Source organism: Marinomonas spartinae (genome assembly GCF_900089775.1).
Classification (GTDB): Bacteria; Pseudomonadota; Gammaproteobacteria; order Pseudomonadales; family Marinomonadaceae; genus Marinomonas; species Marinomonas spartinae.
The window spans coordinates 19,242-38,230 of record NZ_FLOB01000011.1 but is presented as its reverse complement, the minus strand read 5'-3'; the positions used below and the strand labels follow the sequence as shown (position 1 = coordinate 38,230).

General features: G+C 45.1%; 18 protein-coding genes. 4 read left to right on the top strand and 14 right to left on the bottom strand.

Annotated features, from left to right (window positions below; translation table 11 throughout):
* Positions 1-20 precede the first annotated feature (20 nt).
* From MSP8886_RS17520 to MSP8886_RS17505, 4 genes are read right to left on the bottom strand one after another with little or no spacing between them, the layout of a single operon-like run.
* A complete protein-coding gene (locus tag MSP8886_RS17520) occupies positions 21-1,133 on the bottom strand; it encodes an extracellular solute-binding protein (RefSeq protein WP_067019010.1) in 1,113 nt (370 codons plus the stop codon).
* A gap of 44 nt (positions 1,134-1,177) precedes the next feature.
* On the bottom strand, positions 1,178-2,002 hold the full coding sequence (locus tag MSP8886_RS17515) for an ABC transporter permease (protein WP_217491361.1): 825 nt from the start codon (positions 2,000-2,002) through the stop codon (positions 1,178-1,180).
* Entirely contained in the window at positions 1,999-2,859 is an 861-nt protein-coding gene (locus MSP8886_RS17510; RefSeq protein WP_067018863.1) for an ABC transporter permease, read from the bottom strand. The genes MSP8886_RS17515 and MSP8886_RS17510 overlap by 4 nt, the downstream gene beginning before the upstream one ends.
* 2 nt (positions 2,860-2,861) lie before the next feature.
* Entirely contained in the window at positions 2,862-3,977 is a 1,116-nt protein-coding gene (locus MSP8886_RS17505) for an ABC transporter ATP-binding protein (RefSeq protein WP_067018861.1), read from the bottom strand.
* Between the two features lie 180 nt (positions 3,978-4,157).
* On the opposite strand from MSP8886_RS17505, the gene MSP8886_RS17500 reads away from it, so the two are divergent.
* Positions 4,158-5,282, top strand: coding sequence for an ROK family transcriptional regulator (locus tag MSP8886_RS17500; protein ID WP_067018852.1), 1,125 nt, complete (start codon positions 4,158-4,160; stop codon positions 5,280-5,282).
* A 54-nt stretch (positions 5,283-5,336) separates the two neighbouring features.
* On the opposite strand, the gene mltA is transcribed toward MSP8886_RS17500, so the two are convergent.
* Together mltA and MSP8886_RS17490 are read right to left on the bottom strand one after the other, a co-directional pair.
* Positions 5,337-6,596, bottom strand: coding sequence for a murein transglycosylase A (gene mltA, locus MSP8886_RS17495; RefSeq protein ID WP_083201013.1), 1,260 nt, complete (start codon positions 6,594-6,596; stop codon positions 5,337-5,339).
* A 312-nt stretch (positions 6,597-6,908) separates the two neighbouring features.
* Complete coding sequence (locus MSP8886_RS17490) at positions 6,909-7,487, bottom strand: DNA-J related domain-containing protein (RefSeq protein WP_067018844.1); 579 nt, start codon at positions 7,485-7,487, stop codon at positions 6,909-6,911.
* A 272-nt stretch (positions 7,488-7,759) separates the two neighbouring features.
* On the opposite strand from MSP8886_RS17490, the gene MSP8886_RS17485 reads away from it, so the two are divergent.
* Complete coding sequence (locus tag MSP8886_RS17485; RefSeq protein WP_067018843.1) at positions 7,760-10,012, top strand: methyl-accepting chemotaxis protein; 2,253 nt, start codon at positions 7,760-7,762, stop codon at positions 10,010-10,012.
* A 78-nt stretch (positions 10,013-10,090) separates the two neighbouring features.
* On the opposite strand, the gene betA is transcribed toward MSP8886_RS17485, so the two are convergent.
* The 3 genes from betA to MSP8886_RS17470 form a co-directional block, all read right to left on the bottom strand.
* Positions 10,091-11,758, bottom strand: coding sequence for a choline dehydrogenase (gene betA, locus MSP8886_RS17480; protein WP_067018841.1), 1,668 nt, complete (start codon positions 11,756-11,758; stop codon positions 10,091-10,093).
* A gap of 12 nt (positions 11,759-11,770) precedes the next feature.
* Positions 11,771-13,228: a betaine-aldehyde dehydrogenase gene (gene betB / locus MSP8886_RS17475; protein ID WP_067018839.1), complete on the bottom strand. Its 1,458-nt coding sequence runs from the start codon at positions 13,226-13,228 to the stop codon at positions 11,771-11,773.
* Between the two features lie 403 nt (positions 13,229-13,631).
* On the bottom strand, positions 13,632-13,937 hold the full coding sequence (locus tag MSP8886_RS17470; RefSeq protein WP_067018837.1) for an isoamylase early set domain-containing protein: 306 nt from the start codon (positions 13,935-13,937) through the stop codon (positions 13,632-13,634).
* Positions 13,938-14,258: 321 nt separating this feature from the next.
* Here MSP8886_RS17470 and MSP8886_RS22370 point away from each other — a divergent pair, with 321 nt between their 5' ends.
* Positions 14,259-14,399, top strand: a complete 141-nt coding sequence (locus MSP8886_RS22370; RefSeq protein ID WP_175365322.1) for a hypothetical protein — start codon at positions 14,259-14,261, stop codon at positions 14,397-14,399.
* 24 nt (positions 14,400-14,423) lie between these two features.
* Here MSP8886_RS22370 and olsF read toward each other — a convergent pair whose 3' ends face one another.
* The 5 genes from olsF to MSP8886_RS17445 form a co-directional block, all read right to left on the bottom strand.
* Positions 14,424-16,136: a bifunctional ornithine lipid synthase OlsF gene (gene olsF, locus MSP8886_RS17465; protein ID WP_067018832.1), complete on the bottom strand. Its 1,713-nt coding sequence runs from the start codon at positions 16,134-16,136 to the stop codon at positions 14,424-14,426.
* A 188-nt stretch (positions 16,137-16,324) separates the two neighbouring features.
* Positions 16,325-16,516, bottom strand: coding sequence for a hypothetical protein (locus MSP8886_RS17460; RefSeq protein ID WP_139063176.1), 192 nt, complete (start codon positions 16,514-16,516; stop codon positions 16,325-16,327).
* A gap of 160 nt (positions 16,517-16,676) precedes the next feature.
* A complete protein-coding gene (locus tag MSP8886_RS17455; protein WP_067018828.1) occupies positions 16,677-16,859 on the bottom strand; it encodes a PFL_1563 family small protein in 183 nt (60 codons plus the stop codon).
* Positions 16,860-16,976: 117 nt separating this feature from the next.
* Entirely contained in the window at positions 16,977-17,717 is a 741-nt protein-coding gene (locus MSP8886_RS17450) for a ChrR family anti-sigma-E factor (RefSeq protein ID WP_067018826.1), read from the bottom strand.
* A gap of 2 nt (positions 17,718-17,719) precedes the next feature.
* Positions 17,720-18,295, bottom strand: coding sequence for a sigma-70 family RNA polymerase sigma factor (locus tag MSP8886_RS17445; protein ID WP_067018824.1), 576 nt, complete (start codon positions 18,293-18,295; stop codon positions 17,720-17,722).
* Between the two features lie 231 nt (positions 18,296-18,526).
* Between MSP8886_RS17445 and MSP8886_RS17440 the strand changes: the two genes are divergently transcribed.
* Positions 18,527-18,961, top strand: coding sequence for a nuclear transport factor 2 family protein (locus MSP8886_RS17440; RefSeq protein WP_067018822.1), 435 nt, complete (start codon positions 18,527-18,529; stop codon positions 18,959-18,961).
* The last annotated feature ends 28 nt before the right edge of the window (positions 18,962-18,989 follow it).

Below are 18,989 nucleotides of genomic sequence, written 5' to 3'. Positions count from 1 at the left end.
GTGACATCGTGCAAAGGTCTCTAATGGAAAATAACGTGATTGATAAACGCTTTATTTATGGCATCCGATAATGGCTTATCAGGCCAGAGGCTGCTGTTTTTACGTTCTGCCTTATTGACTAAGGCATAGTGGCTGTTGGACCCGGTGTTTTGTGGTACAGAGCCGAAGTCTTTATTGAAGGTTACTTGTGTTTTCGCGCTGGTTAACCAGTGAATAAATAGTAAGGCGGCTGCTGGGTGTGGCGCATTCTTTGGAATCATCACAACATTACCGCCTCCTGGCATGGTCATTTTAGGGATGTAGAATTTTATGGCTTTGGAAATATCTCCCTCTTTTTGTAAAGAGGCGGTGAGGTCTTCCCAGCTTGCGACCATGGCGAACTCGCCGCCATTTAAACGTGTCATACTGTCTGAGTTAGAGGCGGTGATAATGTATTGACCTCTGCGCTGGTTAAACCATTTCCAAGCAGGTGTCAGTTTTGCCATGGTAGTGGCTGTGGGTTGTGCCGTTTGATAATCAATATCAGGCACCACATTGCGGACAGTAGATTGGAAAAAGGCGGGGCCTGAACCGCCTTTTTCATAGTTGAAGCCAAACATGCCAGGATGTTTGGCAAAATAAGCAGAAAAATCAGACAGGGTTTGAGGCAGGTCTTTTTGACTTATTAGACTTGGGTTATAAGCGATGCCAGTTTGGTTTCCCCAATAGGAGACGGCATAACCTTTTGAGTCAACGCCTTCCATTTTATATTTTAGTGTATTGCTTTGTGGCAGTAGGTTAGATAAGGGGCCAATGAGCATTTTCTCTGGCTTGAACTTGGCAAGATCACTGCCTCCTAGAGAGAGCACGTCAATGTCGCCTGTTGGACGGGATGATTGGGCGAGAAACTTGTTCATATTGGCATCGTGACTGCCGTCAGGAATGATAACCTTGATGCCGTAGTGGTTTTCAAAGTCTTTTACTTCCCCTCGAAAACGGTCTTGATAAAACCAGTTATACCAAACGACGGTTCCTTCTTTTTTGGCTTGAGCAACAATCTGTGGCCACGTCATGTTAGACAAATCATCGCTGGCCTGTGCTGTGGTAGCAAAGGTTAATGTCGCGACAGTCAAAGACAAAAGTAACGATTTCATAATAAAGCCCTCTTGAGTGAGTGAATAAAGTAACTGATACAACATCATCCCTTGCCAGTGATGACCGCTGTGTTTCTTGCTTTTAGGAAACGCTCCATTAGCAACATCAAAAAGATATTGGGTACCACGAGAATAAGTGAGACGACCGCAGCGTTTGAGCGAATAAAGTTATAACCTAGGTAGGAATACAAAATGGTCGGTACGGTGACAAAATCGGGTGATCCCACCACAAACGCAATGGCAAACTCTTCAATGCTGAGAATAAAAATCATGATGATGCTGGCTAATAAACCGGGTTTGAGAACGGGTAAATAGGCGGTTTTGAAAACCGTGATGGGGCCACCCCCTAGGTCTCTGGTGGCATCAATAATCTCTTGACGAATTAATGAAAACGACACGCTGAGGATACGAATTGCATAGGGAATAAATAATACGGTTTGACCTATTAATATGCCCAGAAAGCGAGAGTAAATACCTAAGACGTTTAATAGAGAAGAGAAGAATAGTGCCACAACAAAACTGGGCACAATCAGTGGCAACAGGGAGATTAATTGAGCGGCCTGTTTGCCGGGAAATTCTAAACGTCCAAAAGCATAAGCGGTGGGAAGCGCCAGTAATACCGAGCATAAAGCGACACAAGGGGCTAGTAGGTAACTGTGTAGCAAGGCTTGAGGCAATGACGTTGTGGTCCAAATGTCTACCCAACGCTGCAAGGATAAAACGGGTGGTAAAATATGTGGATAAGACCAAGGATGGCCTGGGTCTACCAAGGACCAGAGCATGGCTAGAGAAAAAGGGAGCACGAGGCTGATGCAACAAAAGCCTATCACTAAGAGGATGATAAGGCGGTTCGTACAAGGCTTATTCATCGTTTCGCTCCCCATTTGATGACTTGTTGGGTGATGAGTGCCAGTAAGGCTGAGCCAATTAATGCTGTTAACATAAGGAGAATGGCAACCGTTGCAGAGAGGTTCCAGCCGTTTGCATCGTTAGCTTGTATTCTCAGCATGAGCTGGGAAAGTGAACTGACGCTGATAGGGCCTGCGACAACCTGAAAGGAATAATCGCCCGCAGCCCCAATAAAAATGATAATAAGAGCCGCCTGTAACGCTTTCAGAGTGAGCGGTAAAATGATTTTGACAAAACGAGTCCAAGCGCCAGCCCCTAGATCTTTTGCCGCATCGGTTATGTCATGGCCGATGGATTGCACTGCCCCAGTTAACAGTAATAGAGCGAAGGGCATTTGTTTCCAGACTTGTAGAATAATGACCCCTATACCATAGGAATCGTTTTGCATCCGTATAGGGCGGGAAACCAAGCCTAGGTGTACGAATATTTGATTTAAGAAGCCATTGAAAGAAATGAAGTTCACATACAGAAAGGCTGCTACAAGCCCATGTACCAGTAACGGGGCCTTGAGTAAGCTGCTGACGAATTGCGCCCCCCGAAAAGGATCGCGAAGCCATAGGGCCAATGGATAAGCAAAACTGACGGATAGGATGGCGCTGATGGTGGCGATTTTTAAGGAATAGAAAAAAGCCCGTGAGAGCTGATTGTCTGCCAATATTTGTTGCCAGAACTGCCAGGTAAATTTACTGCTACCAGAAAAATTAAAATAACCAACTGATTGGGCCAGAGCCATCGAAATAATGACAAAGATAAAAACGATGATGAGCCCAAGCCCTGGCAGTAGCAGACAATAAGCCAGTAAGGTTTGCTTATTCATGTTTAAAATGCCTCCGCCAGAAATCGAATGTTCGACGAAGGAACTCTAATAATAACTTGCTCACCTTCCTCGGCACGTTGAAAACCCAGGTTTTGAATTCTAATACTGGGTTTTTTATCACAGGTTAGGGCGGTGTTGGCATCATCGTGAGAGTGGGGAAGTGGGTCAAGGAGGCACTCGGTAATATTGCCGAGAAACGTTTTGGCAATAATGCGTGACTCAAAAATATTGTCTTGCCCATTAGGACTGGTGTTTGCACCGTCAAAGCACATATCCTCTGGTCGCCAGAAGATATACGTTTGTTTGGCAATAGGGGCTTGATCCGATTGAACCTGTAACTGGCCAAGTGCTGTTTGTACCCGGTAAAGGTTGCCATGTTGTTCTAGTACTTGGGCTGGAAGAATGTTCGCGGCACCAACAAAGTCGGCCACAAAGCGATTAATCGGACGATGATAAATGTCGTTTGGTGAGCCTATTTGCTCAATGGCACCCTTGTTCATGACGACAACAATGTCCGACATGGCCAACGCTTCGGCTTGGTCATGGGTGACATAGATCGCAGTAAAACCTTGTTGTTTTTGTAATTGGCGGATCTCAAAACGCACTGAATCTCGTAATTTTGCATCAAGGTTTGATAACGGTTCGTCGAATAGCATGATGCCAGGCTGAATGGCGAGCGCCCGCCCTAAGGCAACCCGCTGCTGTTGACCTCCAGACAATTCCGGAGGGAATTTATCCAGTTGAGAGGTGAGCGAGACCTGTGAGGCAATGTCTTGTAGTCGTGTGGCTTGGTCTTGCTTTGAAAGCTTTTTTTGTTTGGGTCCAAAGAGTAGATTATTGGCAACAGAGAGGTGGGGAAAGAGGGCGTAAGATTGAAAACACATGGCTGTGTCTCTTTTCTCCGGTGGCAGGTTATGGGTTTCTTTGCCCCCGATGAGCATTTTTCCTGAAGACAACGGGGTAAAGCCTGCAATGGTTTTGAGCAAGGTGGTTTTGCCACAGCCCGATGGTCCAAGCAAGGTGACAAATGTACCGCTATCAATGTTTAAAGAAATGTTGCGAAGGGCCTCAAAGTCACCAAACCTGACGTTCACTGAGTCAATTAGTACGCTAGTCATGACATTCTCGTATTGTTTCTTGTTGGTTTAGCTCAGGTTGATTTTCAACCAAGCCTTATTAATACACTTATAGAGTACTAATGTGGCAATATTATTACAAACTAAGTTTAGTATTTGTTTTCTCGATACTAAGTCGGTAAATTATGAAAAGGACAATGACTAAGGGAAAAACGCTATTAGATGAATGAAATAGAAAAAGAACAGACAGTATCAGCCAACGAACGCATGATTTTAGACATAGTGCGTCGCTCGAAAGGCCTTGCACGCTCTGCCATAGCAGGACAAACCAATCTTACGCAACAATCGGTTCACCGCATCATTGATCATTTAGTTAAGCTTGAGTTTTTACAGCTTGGTGAGCCTATTATTCAGGGACGGGGCCAGCCAAGCCCACACGTGAGCCTTAACCCTGAGGCATTTTTTAGTATCGGTGTGTCGCTCAACACCGATGATATGTCGGTGAGTTTGGTGAATTTCTGTGGCGAAACCCTGTTGGAGGAAAACATTCCTTTTGCTCCAGTTAAGCGTCTTGAGACACAAGCCTGGTTAAAAGCCTTGCTTGAGCGGTGGTGTCAACAGAACCCTTCTATTGAGAGTCGTATTGTTGGGGTTGGTTTTGCCATGACGGGGTATTTTATCAAAGAAAAAGGGCACATTCGTCCACCTGATCCACTGTTTGATTGGTCTGGGGTGGATCTTCAAGCAGAGCTGGAAGCACTATTGGGGTGGCCCGTTATTTTGATCAATAATGCGACGACTGGTGCGATTGGAGAGGCATTTCACGGTGCGGGGTTGACCTATCAGACCTTTGGCTATTTATCGTTTAACTTTGGTTTTGGTGGCGGTATTGTGATTGATGGTGAGCCATTTTTTGGCGCCTATGGGAATGCTGGGGAGATTGGCCGTATTTTTACAACGGAAGAGGCCCCGCAGCGCCCAGCATTGTCTATGTTGATAAAAGCGCTGGCTCGGCAGGGGATTGATGTGCCATCAGTGGCGAAACTGAAGACGCAGTTTGATCCCACATGGCCTGGGGTTGCTGAGTGGGTTGAACAAACCACGCCGTATTTTTTACGTGCTATCAATGCGTTACGTGGTGTGATTGACCCTGATGCAATTGTATTGGGTGGAGAAATTCCCAAGTCGCTTGCCCATATGTTATTGGACTCTTTGGAGCGGTGTGGGATGACCTCATCACAAGATATTTCTGTTTGGCCCCAGATGATCGTTAGTGAATTAAAAGGCGATTCCGCAACATTAGGGGCTGCCCTTCAACCGTTGAGGCAAACCTTTTTTCGTAAATAAGGGGGTGTACGGATGTGAGTGCTAAGGGGCCTATGATATCGCCCCTTTTACGCACTATTTTTTCACTACTGGCGTAGCTTGATTGGATGTATTGCTGTTGGTGGCGACTTGGCTTGTAACGGGTGTGTCTGTCGCTGCTTTTTCGATTATTTCTTTCTGTCTTGGCAGTAACAGCCATATTTTGCCAAAGTGCTTGAGTTGCCCTGCGTGAATTTGGGCTTCTTTGCCGATACCTTGATACCAATCGATATGACCTGGGCCCTTGATGGCCCCGCCTTTGTCTTGCGCTAACAGTAAATGATATTCGTGGCCGATGAGGTTGCCTTTCTTATCCAATTTAGGCAGCTCTCCCAATAGAATCGAACCCAGTGGAATCACGGCTGGATCAACGGCAACAGAATAAAGCGGTGTTAACGGAACATTGGCAGCACCAATTGGATCGGGTTGTCCTTCAGAAAAAAACAAGTAGCTCTCATTGGTAGAGAGCAGTTCGCGGACCTGATCAGGGTGAGCTTTTAGCCACTGGCGAATACTTTGTGCGGAGATCTTGGCTTTATCAATTTCTCCGCGCTCGATTAATTCCTTGCCAAGGCTTCGATAGGCGCGCCCATTGACGCCACCCCAAGAGAGCAGTTCTCGTTTGCCATTTTTAAATTCCACCACACCAGAGCCTTGAACTTGCAGGAAAAAGTTATCCACTAAACTTTTGCTGTAAGCAATTTCTAGACCCTGACCTTTTAAAGCCCCTTCAAAATCAATTTGCTCGCGAGTGGGTAATTGGCCATTGGCATCGGTCTTGGGTGGTTTACGATATAAGGGGTAACGATACAGACTGTCTGGCTTGCGGCGTACCTCAATAATGGGCACATAATAGCCTGTTATCTGGACATTACCTCGTTGATCCTGCCCTGCCAGCTGTAAGGCTTCTAGTTTGGGAAAGTATTTTGGGTTGGTGAGCCAGTGTTGGATTTCTTGAGTGACAGTTTTCAGCTGATCCACACTCACTGTGGTGTTATCTAAGTGATAGTCGGTCTTTTTAGGTAATCGGGCTAAGTAGGTTTCTTGCTGTTTGAGCCCCTTCTCAAAAATGGCATCGGGATAGGGTAAGCCAGGTGGTAAGCTTTCTTTTAAATAGAGCGTATCGCGTTTTAAGCCATTTTTATCGCGGCCATTATTATCAAAGGCATTGGATTGATCGATTTCAAGTTGGCTACAGCCAGCTAGCGTAATGACGGAAAATATGCCGAGGGTTTTGCATACTGTTTTTACAGCGTCTGAGTAAAGCGAAAAATATAATGGAAAAATTGACAGCATAACCAATATCTTATGATTTTTGAGTAAAACGTAGCTTCCTTAGATCGCTACCAGTAAGCGGTCATCTTGATGCTTGTTAGTCATCTAAACAATAGGGTTTACACTTTTATCTCACACTCTTTGAATGCTAGAGAGAGTTAACGCTACTTTGTCAGTACATAGAGACTTTTACACGACTACTGCGCTTGCCAATACTTTGTTAAAAACAGACTCAAAATGCTCATTTATCGCGATAAACTCCGCTTTCTCGTCTGTTTTTGCCGTGTTTTGGCGTCGCTCGTGACATCATGAAAAGGTCTCACATAATATCTGTCAGTAGATAAGACACTCGTAGGCCTGCCTTAACGAAATAAACTGTTCCGTATCGCCACCACGATCTGGGTGAGCTTGATGGGCTAGCTTTCGATATTGTCTTTTGATTTCTTCTTTCGTCGGGTTTTTATTGTCAATATGCAGTATTTCTAGTGCCGCAGCTTTGTTATCTAGGTTATTAATACCATTATAAAAGCTATCCAAAAGGCGCATAACATCGTCTTCACTGGTTTTTTCGTACTCACTCCAATCAAGGTAATAAGCGGCAAGCTTGGCATCGACGCTATCACTCACATCTTGGCTTGAGGAGATGGACCTATCATGATTTGCCATTAGGCGAATGTGCATGGCGTTGATCGACAGTGTCAATGACTCTTCTTGCCATAAATTCGTTTGTAGTTGGTATAAGGCATTCATGATCAAAAAGTGTTGACGGAACAACTGTAGATTGGGGTCGTCAGCTAAGTGATGTAATTCCGGTACCTGCTCTCTAAGGTTTTTCAGAATATAAAACTCGCCAACCCCTTGGGGATGGTCTCGCAATATGCTGAGTATCGGGCCTATTAACGGATTTCTCATACTAAATCACTTTCATACAAATACTAGCAGTGTAGGTGATGACTAAGCAGTGGGTCAAAGCCGACCATGCAACAATATGTTTCACTCGGTTAAGGAAGGTAGGTATAAGTCCGCTTAATAATCGTAGCGAGAGCTATTCAAGATTATATTTTAGCTTTATAAAACGAAAAAATGGTCTAAGTTAAAACTGTATGCGTGATGAATTGGCCTTTGTTTTTGTTTGATTAGGTCGGTAGAGGTTATTTCAGTTTACAATAACAAGGATGTCGAATATGACATTTAAAAAACAAGTTCTTATTATTTTGATGTTGGTAGGACTGATTCCTGCGTTAATCGTGACTGGTATTGCATTTTATATTTCGTCTTCCTCCATGCTCAATATGGCCTATAACCAATTATCTACTGTACGTGATACGAAAAAAGAAGCCGTACAGGAATACTTGAATGGGCTAGAAAATGAAGTATCTGCTTTGGCTCGTAGTCCAGAAACTCATCAATACATGACGAGCCTGAGTCAGGCGTTTGAGTCTTTTCAAGCCGCCGCTGCAGGGCGTTTACCTACTGCTGCCGAGGCTCGTCAGGCGCTTTTAGCCTTCTATCAACAGAATCTCCTACCCCCCCTTGAGAAAAATGCTTCCAATAAAACAGCTATCCCGACCATGTCGTCTATTTTGAGTCAACTATCTGATAACAGTGTATTAATGCAATACAGTTATATTGTGAACAACCCGAATGCAGTGGGGAAAAAAGATGCTATGTCCATGCCGGATACGAATTTTCCCTATGATAAGCTGCATGCTCAAATACACCCTTATTACTCCTATGTACAAAAGCTGTTCGGCTTTTATGATTTGTTTTTAATCAATCCACAAGGGGATATTGTTTACACGGTTTATAAGGAAGTGGATTTTGCGACCTCGTTAACCAAAGGACCATATAAAACGAGCGGTTTAGCCGCTGCATTTAATGCCGCCTTAAAGGCGCCGCAAGGGACACGAATCTTTAGTGATTTCACCTTATATTTGCCTTCCTATGATGCCCCCGCAGGATTTATTGCGACGCCTATTATTGGCGATAATGGTCAACGTTTGGGCGTGTTGGTGGCTCAGTTTCCGATTGATCAACTAAATGCCTTAATGAAACAGCGATCCGGTTTGGGGGAAACGGGTGAAACCTATTTGGTGGGCAGTGATGGGCGTATGCGCTCGGACTCCTTTTTAGACCCTATTAATCACTCCATTGAGGCGTCATTTAAAAATGGTGACAAAGGCTTGGTGGAGACGGATGCTGTAAAGCGTGGCTTACAGGGTGAAACAGCGATAGCCATGATAAAAGACTATACAGGTGGTTTGGTGTTATCTGCCTTTACCCCTTTGACGATGGACGGACTGAAATGGGTTTTGATTGCGGAAATGGATAAAGCCGAAGCATTAGCGAATGTGAATAAGCTGATGACAGTGGTGTTTCTGGTGATTGGGGCGCTCATTATTGTAGTGGTATTGATTGCCATTAAAATGGTGCGAATGGTGTTAGATCCACTGGGGGCAGAGCCCAAGGAAATGCAGAGAATTGCTGAACGTATTGCGGATGGGGACTTAACACTAGAGTTTCAAGAAAAGGTGAAAGCACAGAGTGTATATGGTGCCATGCGGACTATGTCCCATAACCTTCATCAGTTGGTATGGGGGATTCGTAATGGGGTAGATACTCAAGCCGCCACCTCGCAAGAACTGGCTGCCATTTCTGAGCAAGCCAGTGCGAATATCCAAAGCCAACATTCAAATATGGCACAAGTGGCGACGGCAATGAGTGAAATGTCCGTTTCCGTTACCCAAGTCGATAGCACAATCCAAGAAGCGGCGCAAAACACTCACCAAGCAAAGCAGTATGTCAATGACAGTGTGGAAGCGGTGCAGCAAGCATCCAAACAAATGAGTGACGTGGCGGCAGGGTTGCGCGTGTCACAAAAAAGTATGGATGAGTTAAATCTTCGTACGGATGATATCTCCGCTGTGATCACCAGTATTCAAGGCATTTCAGATCAGACAAATTTACTGGCGCTGAATGCAGCGATCGAAGCCGCCAGAGCAGGGGAATCTGGTCGAGGTTTTGCGGTTGTGGCAGATGAAGTGCGTACGTTGGCTCAAAATACCCAAGAGCAAACTGAGCATATCGCTACTATTATTACTGCTTTACAGCAAGGGGCTCGTGAGTCTCAAACGGTACTTAACAACAATGTTGAGCAAGCGGAGGTGGTTTCAAGGCAAGCAACGCAAACCGTAGAGACACTGCAACAGGCCGTGTTCTATGTGGATCAAGTGGATAACATGACCATTCAAGTGGCCAGTAGTTCCCAGCAGCAAAGTCAAGTAGCAAATGACATCAGCCAAAACCTTGAAGTCGTCAACGAGGCGTCGGCACAGAATGAACAAGCGGTTCTTGAAATATCTAAGTCCAGTGAGCAAATTGCTCAGTTATCGACGGAGCTGAATGATTTGGTGATGCGCTTTAAGCTTAAATCTTAACAGGTAAGTCTTTGCTATCAAAAAGAGGGAAGGTGCACATACGTGACCTTCCCTCTTTTTCTCTAGACAAATAAAGCGCTAGCGCTGTTTGCTTTCAAACTCTGGATGAATCCAAACGGGTGCATCCAAACTGGGTAAGGCCTCTCTGCCCAGAATCATATCCGCGGCTTTTTCCGCGACCATAATCGTCGGAGCGTTTAGGTTACCGTTAGTGATGGTTGGGAAAATAGAGGAATCCACCACACGTAGGTTCTCTAAGCCACGCACTCGACAAGCTTCGTCCAGTACCGCCATAGGGTCATTCGCGTCGCCCATTTTGCAGGTACAAGAGGGATGGTAGGCGCTTTCCACGTTCTCTTTCACCCATTGGTCGATATCTGCATCGCTCTGAATATGTATGCCTGGCTGAATTTCATCGCCACGATATTCATCCAAGGCAGATTGTTGCAGAATTTCACGGGTCAGACGGATGGTATCGCGCCAATCTTGTTTGTCCTGCTCGGTAGTGATGTAGTTGAACAAGATGCGAGGTTTGGCCGCAGGGTCAGCAGACTCAATCCATACTTTGCCACGACTTTCAGGTTTATTAGGGCCAACATGAACCTGGAAACCATGGCCCTCTACCGCTGCTTGGCCGTCATAACGCATGGCCGCTGGTAAAAAGTGGTATTGAATGTTTGGCCATTTAAGACCAGCACGAGAGCGAATAAAGCCGCAAGATTCAAAGTGGTTGGTCGCCCCAAGCCCAGTTTTAAATAGCATCCATCGAGTACCAATCAACCCTTTGCTGATCAAGCCCAGCTTACTGTTTAGCGTTACCGGTTTTTTGCAGTAGTACTGGAAATAAACTTCCAAGTGGTCTTGCAAGTTTTCACCGACGCCAGGCAGCTCATGAACCAATGGTACGCCCGCTTTTTCAAGCACGTCTTTTGGACCCACTCCAGACAGCTGCAACAATTGCGGAGAACCAACGGAACCCGCTGACAAGATGACTTCTTTATTGGCGCGAACCTGTTGAGTGTTGCCGTCTTTACTGTACTCGATACCAACTGCTTGTTTGCCTTCAAAGATGACTTTGTGGCTCAACACACCTGTTTTTAGCGTGAGATTGGGGCGTTGTAGAGCGCGCCGCAGATAGACATTTGAGGTGGAAGCACGCACACCGTTTTTGACCGTCATGTGCATGGGGCCAAAGCCTTCTTGGCGTTGACCATTGTAATCGTCTGTTTTGCCATAACCTGCTTCGGCACCAGCCTCGATAAAGGCTTGGTAAAGCGGATTATAGGTCATGTCATTGCCGTTGTTGGTATGCAATGGCCCATTGCCACCACGGTATAAATCCGCTCCACCGGACCAAGTTTCGGCTTTTTTAAAATAGGGCAGACAGGCTTGGTAATTCCAGCCTTTGGCACCGTTTTCTTCCCATTGGTCAAAATCGCAAGCGTGACCTCGAACATAGACCATGCCATTAATGGACGAGGAGCCACCTAAGACTTTACCGCGAGGACAATGCATCTCACGGTTGTCCAGGCCGGGTTCTTTTTCTGTGTGGAATTGCCAAGCGTATTTTTCTGTATTCATCGGGTACGATAAGGCGGTTGGCATTTGGATGAAGACGCTCTTATCAGAGCCGCCCATTTCCAATAGCAGAACCTTGTTGTCGCCGCTTTCGGTTAAGCGATCCGCCAGCACACAGCCTGCGGAGCCTGCGCCGACGATGATGTAGTCATACATTTCGTTTGCCATTTTTCCTCCAGGTTAGTATGGGTTGGGGATGTCGTTCAAATCCACAAAGACACTCTTGGTTTGGGTATAGTGGTATAGAGTTTGAATACCGTTTTCACGTCCTACCCCAGAACTCTTATAGCCGCCAACCGGCATTTCTGCAGGAGAGGCACCCCATGAGTTAATCCAGCAGATACCAGCTTGCATCTGTGCAATCACACGATGGGCACGAGCAATATCTTTGGTGAAAACGCCAGCGGCTAAGCCATATTCGGTGTCATTGGCACGGGCGATGACCTCGTCTTCATCGGTGAAGCTCAGCACGGACATCACAGGGCCAAAAATTTCGTCACGCACTTGTGGCATGTCGTCGGTACAATCCGTGAAGACGGTTGGTGCAACAAATGCTCCGTTTTCTAGACCATTTTCCGTGACTTGGTAGCCGCCGCACAGCAGGGTGGCTCCGGCTTCTTTTGCCGCATCGATATAACCAAGAACTTTCTTCATGTGATCTTTAGAGATCAACGCGCCCACTTGGGTTTCCATGTCCATTGGGTTGCCAATGATCATGGCTTCAGTTCGGGCTTTCAGCTCTTGGGTGAACGCGTCTAGTATGTCTGCATGGACAAACACTCGAGTACCGTTGGTGCAGACTTCACCTTGTGTATAAAAATTTGCCAACATGGCGGCTGAAACGGCTTGGTCGATCGGCATGTCTGGGAAGATGATCATCGGCGACTTTCCGCCTAATTCCATGGTCACGTCTTTTAGAGACTGGGCTGACGCTGACATGACTTTTTTACCTGTGCCGACTTCCCCCGTAAAGGAAACCTTGTCGATCTCAGGATGATTGGTGATCAGCTGACCAGTACGAGCATCCCCTTGGAGGACATTGAATACACCATCGGGCAAACCTGCTTTCGTATAGATTTCGGCCAGTTTCAGGGCGGTTAATGGGGTTTCTTCTGATGGTTTAAAGATCATTGCATTGCCCGCCGCCAAGGCTGGGCCAGATTTCCAACAGGCAATTTGAATAGGGTAGTTCCAAGCGCCTATTCCCGCACAGATGCCCAATGGCTCTTTACGTGTGTAGTAGAAGCTACCGTTTCCTAAGTCTTGGTATTCGCCTTGGATTTTATCGGTTAGTCCGGCGTAATACTCAATGACATCCGCTCCGGTTTCGATATCAACACAAATGGCTTCTTGAAGTGGTTTACCCGTGTCTAGCACTTCTAAACGAGCCAGCTCTTCGTTGTGCTCACGTAGTAGTTCAGCGGCTCTTTTCAAAATACGGCCGCGTTCAACAGGGCTCATCGCTGCCCATACTTTCTGGCCTTCTTTTGCTGATGCAATGGCGGCATCAAGCTCTGCTTGGCCTGCATGCTCTATGGTGGCGATCACTTCACCCGTTGCAGGGTTCAGGGTATCGAAGTGCTCTCCACTGGTGGATGCATAATAGCGACCGTGAATGTATTGCTGCTGATGTGCCATGGTAAACCTCTCTTGTAGTTTGGTTTATCGTAGAGACGACTTTCTAACGGATGCGTTGGCTACCTCGAAAAAGGTCTCAAAAAAATTAATAGTGTTTTCTCGTACTGGAGGATAAACACCTTGTTCTTTAGTCTCACAGGTACTTTGTTTTCTATAAAAAGAATCGCACGTTATTTTTTATTAAACGCGCGTTTAATAAAAAGCAATTGTACACATTTTAGCTATAAATTGCAGCCCGTCTTTGTGAGGGGGTGTTAATGAAGAGAGGGAGGGAATAGAGAAAAAGGCGCAAGAAAGTCCAAAAAAAATGAAAAAACATTTTTTTAAACAGTAGGATAGTACTTTATGCCTCTCTTAGTATCGTTAACAAGAAAGGCATAAAAAAAACATACATTTTGTCGCCTTATAGGCTGAGCACGCAGTTGTGATCAAGACTGACAGGGCTGGGAACATAATCGTCAGCCATGTCATCGTTAAGCCATTTTTCATCGTCGATGACATAGCGAAACTGATAAGCATTATTCACTTGTAAGTTTAGGGTAGAAGCAAATAGCCCTGACTTTTGTTTGCGCATTGGGTTGGCCTTGCTATCCCAGTTATTAAAATCACCGACCACTGAGACGGACTTTGCTCCGCCTACTTTGTCAGCGGGAAGTGCAAATTTTACTTTACATTCTGGTTTTGTCTTTAAATAGGTTTTTTCAATCATTTCCAGCTCCTGTGTCCATTTTTGAAGTGACAGCTAAGGTATCGAACAAAATCTAGCAAGACCTGCGCCAGATAGTATTCACTGCCAAGTTAAGAAATAAAGAAGTGAGAATCATGCTTTAGGCCTCACTATTATGCACCACATCCCTAGGAGACCTTTACGCGCGACCTCGTCAAAGATCTTTTATAGTCTATAAACAAATAACGTTTTTGCCATGACTTAGTGCATGGTAGTTCAAAAAATAAACAATATAGGGCGTTTTTTCGACTACACTTACTATGTGAGAAGTAAAAAAACAATTAGTGTAAGAGGAGTCATATCATGAGCCCTGAAGCCATTGTCCTCATTGTATTAGTCTTAATGTTGCTGATCAAAATCACCTATAAGATTGCGGCCAAACGTCATCATCATGATAATAAATATGGTCATGATCAACATCACCACAAGCATGGTCATCATTGATGCTAAGGCATTAAGCAATTGTCCTTAATCGCCCAAGTAGCGGTTACGTTTGGTCTCTTTGACTTTGGTAAGATCGACTAACACCAACCCATCAATGCAATAGCCGAAGTCGACGTCGACGCCAAAGTCTAAGAAGCGAACGCCACCGGGTTCACACAGTTCTGAATATTGCTTGAATAAAGTCGGAACGCTGGCGCCTAAATGGCCCAATTGCTCTTTTAGTGTGCGAAAATCTTCTTCGTAGCGCTCGCCTTTCAATAGTCCCGAGATGATGTCTTGGTGCTCTTGGGACACTTGGTAGGGGTTAAAAGAGCGGGCTAGGTACTCTGCGTCAGGAAAATATTTTTTATAAAAACTGACGATCAAGTCTTTCGCTATTTGGGGGTAGCTATTACTTAAGCTCACTGGGCCAAACATGTAACGAATTTCAGGATGGCGTTTCAAGTAAGCACCAATGCCATACCATAAGTAATCCAGACTGCGCATGCCCCAGTATTTGGGCTGTACAAAGCTTCTACCTAGTTCAATACCTTGCTCAAAATAGGCTTCCATATCACAGGAGTAAGAGAAGAGTTCAGCACTGTAAATTCGGTTTTGATTGTCTTCTTTCATGTAGCGAGCGACTTCGCCAATGCGATAAGCCCCAACAATTTCGAGAGCTTCTTCATCCCATAAAACAAGGTGGCGATAGTATTGATCATATTTATCTAAATCTGAACGTTCACCGGTGCCTTCTCCGACCTTGCGAAACGCGATCTCACGTAAGCGGCCGATTTCTTTCATGGTGACGGACATCGGGTCGTAATCCACTAAGAAGATTTGTTTATTGTCCTTGGTTGAGCCCAGATGCTCCGCTTGTTTCAATTCGGTTTTAATTAGCTGGCGATTTTGTGGGTGCTCAACTGTCTTTTCTGTTTTTAATAAGGGTTTTTTACCTTTGGCAATACGGTATAAATGGCGTTTGACCAGTTTATTCTTCTCTTTATCGCTCAGCGGCAGCTTGGATAATTCTTGAACTGGTATTGCCTGACCTACTTGCATTGGAATCTTACGATTGCGCTGACGAAACATTTCATTTGGTAATTGAATCGTAGACAGAGGACGATACAGAATAGAGCTGGTGTAAAACATCATGGAATTACGACCACCAATGTGTACGGGTAAAATCGGGCTATTGCTCTTTTTCGCAAGTTTTAAGTAGCTTTCATTCCAGCGCTGGTCTTTTACGCCGCTGGGTGAGATACGAGAGACTTCACCAGCCGGAAAAATGATCACGGCTTCGTCGTTATGTAGGCTGTTCATGATGGCTTTTAGTTGCTGGCGTCCTGTTTTACCACCCATATTATCCACTGGTAACACTAAACTTTTTAAACCATCTAGACTCATCAATAAGTCATTGGCGACGATTTTGACATCAGGGCGTATTTCCCCAATCAAGCGCAATAAAGCCAGACCATCTAAGGCGCCAAGAGGGTGATTGGCGATGATCATGACACGACCAATAGCAGGAATATTACGGCGATCTACTTGGCTGACTTGATAGCTAAAATTGAAGTGATCCAAGACGCGATCAATAAACTCAAAACCGACGGAGTCTTTATTTTTTTCTAAAAACTGATTCACTTCACTCTCGTGGAATAAGCGTTTTAAAAAGCTCAAAGTAGGGCGAGTAATTAGTGGGCTTTTATCAAAAAATTGTGGCGATTTATTGGCAATCAATTGCTCGACTTCTATCACAGTGTTGCTCCGTTCAAACAGGATTTTTGGAGAATACTATTGAGCATAGATTAATCAGGTGACAGTAATATGACAAAGTAATCGACTGATCCTAGCGTCTTTTTTAAGATCTCATAAAGACAGAGGCGAGAAGGGATGAATGTATGACTGAGCTCAGATGAGTGGTGTTGCAGCTAAAGATAAAACTATTACTCTGGTGTTGTATCAGGCTTGAAACGGTAGAAATAGTTCCATAGACAGTAGCCCATAAAGCCTAATGCGATTACGCCCCAAAATGAGTTGCCGCTAGACCATTCCATGTATGCCCAGCCCAGAGCCACTAGGGTTGCTGCGATACGGCGCCATAGTGGGCGCATAAAATTATACTCAGAGGTGTTCACTATTGAGACTCCTTTATCCATCGACACAGAAGGGGGGATTTCAACGGACTGTAGATGAAAAGACAGTCGTACCTAGCAACGAAGAGTAGCCGATTCTAGGGGGAAATAACATGGAGAGAACCATAAATAAACGTTGGTAAAACAAAGAAAAACGAAAAGCTTATTGGCTTTTCGCTTTGCTGTTACCAAGGGAAATATGGCGAGGGCCCGTTAGCTGGGATTGACCACTGACACCGGAGTCAATTTTGTTAATTTGTCCACCACGAGCAAGAAATTCTTGCATTTGCTTTTCAATGGATTCCGAGGTTTCCGATGCAGCGGGTTGCTTCTTTTTCGTCGCCATAGTGCTAATCCTTATATGAGTTGAGCAAAGAGTATACCATATTTTAAAAATGAAATCTTGCTATGGCCTAACGTCGGAAAACGTGTCGCTATTTTACGGCTTTTAGTTTTGCCCTCCTCAGTGGTTTGAATGGGGATGATAGCGTCGCATAATAGGGTTGAATAAGCGTGTCAGCCAGCCAGTGAACTCAATGGGCGCATCCAGCACCGTGAGGCAAATGCATTCGGCGTCTTTGGTGACCATGGGCTTGTGCTTGTGGCTCGCATCTCGGGTAATAAAATCTCCCTGACGGTAAATGCCACTTTTATCAGAAAAGGCCCCTTCCAACACCAGCGTGATTTCATCACCAGTGTGAGTATGGGTTGGAATACTGGCACCCGCTTTGATTCGAGTTAACGCGACCTGTGCGCCACCCTCTTCTTGACACAAGGTGGCGATTTTGACCGAAGGGGATAACGGCATCCACTTGAGTTTGTCATAGCCAAAGGGAACAAACTGGCGAAGGCTTTTCGGGACTTGGTAGTCTTGTTCCCATGAGAGGAGTGTCTCTTCGCTCGTCATGTGGTCTGTTGACTGATCTCGACGCCCTTGCTCTTTTACTGTCGAACTCATGCTCTCAGAACGGTCTTGTTCACGCAATTTGTCAAAAAATGACGCTTTCAGATCGACGATATTGGCGTCTTCTGTGGTCGTCTGAGTAAATAGTTGCCCGCCAAGCGTGGTGAGCTTGCGTATTTGTTGTTGGCACTCTTGGCATTGCTCGATATGTGTTGCAATGGACATAGAGTGAGTCAGACTCAATGAGCCCGCAGCATAATCCGTCAGCATTTCAATGCTTGGGTGGTAGTGAATCGTCATAACTACCTCTTAATATAAATCGTCAGTTTGTGAAGCGCTAAGCGTACACGAGACTTAATGGTGCCTAGAGGCAGAGAAAGTTCTTCCGCTGCTTCTTTGTGCGTTTTACCTTCTAAATACACTTTAGCGAGTACCTGTTGTTGATCCTGTGGCAATTTTGCTAGCCCAATCTGGATACGTTCTTGATCGCGTTTTTGCTGGGCGTCTTTGAACGGATCTGCATTCTCATCTATTACATCGCGCCACAGATATTCCGGGTCAATATTCGATTGATGGCGACTGTTTTTGCGCAAATAGTCGATACGAGCATTACGTGCCAAGGTGAAAATCCATGTATTGAGTGACGCCGTTTCTGGTTTATAGGTATGTGCTTTTCGCCAAACCCGAATCATCACTTCCTGCGCTATGTCATCAGCCATCAGGTTAGCACCGGGCTGAGCGGCTAAACAAAATGCCCTGATTTTAGGAACATAGTGATCGAACAGCCGATTCAGCGCCTCTTGGTCGCGGTTTTGCGAAATGGCGAGCATGTCTTGAACCATGTGGTCATCAGAGTCAATCTGCTTGACGGTGTCCATTCATTACTCCCAGTCTATTGAAGTTGAGGTTGATGCCGTTGCTTAAACAAGCATCGCGCTTATTACCATTGTACGCGCTCGTTTTAAAAAGGGATCACATTGTTGATGCTTTTTTCTTTTTGTTGTTTTAGCTAAAAAGTGATCCAGCTTTTTATGCGCTACGTTATATAGATAACACCATAGTGATTCGACCCACTGTGGACCGATTAACAGATAAGGGCGGATGCTCCAATGGAATCTCAACAGGCATTAATGAATCGATTTAAAGCATTTTATTTGGATATTAAACAGGTTCCTTTGGCGGATATCGGTGAGCTATACGCCAATGATGTGATTTTTAAAGATCCGGTACAAGAGGTTCGTGGTATCGAGAAGTTGCATGCCTACATGTCTGATTTATGTTTGAGTGTTCAAAGTGGCCGTTTTGAGTATCTAGATCAACAGGCTAGTGAAAATAAGGCCTATATAAAATGGAATATGCACTTTAAGCATCCTAAACTTGGTAATCAGACGCTCACGGTACGAGGTATGAGTCAGATCGAGTTTCATGATCGGATTTATTACCATGAAGACGTTTATGACCTAGGCTCTATGTTGTACGAGCACATTCCTTTATTGGGGCGTGCGGTAAAAGGACTTAAAAAACGCTTAGCGATGCCATCCTAAACGTTAACTCGGATAATAAGGAGGATAG

Coding starts and splice junctions, on each gene's coding strand:
- MSP8886_RS17520 (WP_067019010.1), bottom strand. CDS start 1,133: ATGAAATCGTTACTTTTGTCTTTGACTGTCGCGACATTAACCTTTGCT.
- MSP8886_RS17515 (WP_217491361.1), bottom strand. CDS start 2,002: ATGAATAAGCCTTGTACGAACCGCCTTATCATCCTCTTAGTGATAGGC.
- MSP8886_RS17510 (WP_067018863.1), bottom strand. CDS start 2,859: ATGAATAAGCAAACCTTACTGGCTTATTGTCTGCTACTGCCAGGGCTT.
- MSP8886_RS17505 (WP_067018861.1), bottom strand. CDS start 3,977: ATGACTAGCGTACTAATTGACTCAGTGAACGTCAGGTTTGGTGACTTT.
- MSP8886_RS17500 (WP_067018852.1), top strand. CDS start 4,158: ATGAATGAAATAGAAAAAGAACAGACAGTATCAGCCAACGAACGCATG.
- mltA (WP_083201013.1), bottom strand. CDS start 6,596: ATGCTGTCAATTTTTCCATTATATTTTTCGCTTTACTCAGACGCTGTA.
- MSP8886_RS17490 (WP_067018844.1), bottom strand. CDS start 7,487: ATGAGAAATCCGTTAATAGGCCCGATACTCAGCATATTGCGAGACCAT.
- MSP8886_RS17485 (WP_067018843.1), top strand. CDS start 7,760: ATGACATTTAAAAAACAAGTTCTTATTATTTTGATGTTGGTAGGACTG.
- betA (WP_067018841.1), bottom strand. CDS start 11,758: ATGGCAAACGAAATGTATGACTACATCATCGTCGGCGCAGGCTCCGCA.
- betB (WP_067018839.1), bottom strand. CDS start 13,228: ATGGCACATCAGCAGCAATACATTCACGGTCGCTATTATGCATCCACC.
- MSP8886_RS17470 (WP_067018837.1), bottom strand. CDS start 13,937: ATGATTGAAAAAACCTATTTAAAGACAAAACCAGAATGTAAAGTAAAA.
- MSP8886_RS22370 (WP_175365322.1), top strand. CDS start 14,259: ATGAGCCCTGAAGCCATTGTCCTCATTGTATTAGTCTTAATGTTGCTG.
- MSP8886_RS17455 (WP_067018828.1), bottom strand. CDS start 16,859: ATGGCGACGAAAAAGAAGCAACCCGCTGCATCGGAAACCTCGGAATCC.
- MSP8886_RS17450 (WP_067018826.1), bottom strand. CDS start 17,717: ATGACGATTCACTACCACCCAAGCATTGAAATGCTGACGGATTATGCT.
- MSP8886_RS17445 (WP_067018824.1), bottom strand. CDS start 18,295: ATGGACACCGTCAAGCAGATTGACTCTGATGACCACATGGTTCAAGAC.
- MSP8886_RS17440 (WP_067018822.1), top strand. CDS start 18,527: ATGGAATCTCAACAGGCATTAATGAATCGATTTAAAGCATTTTATTTG.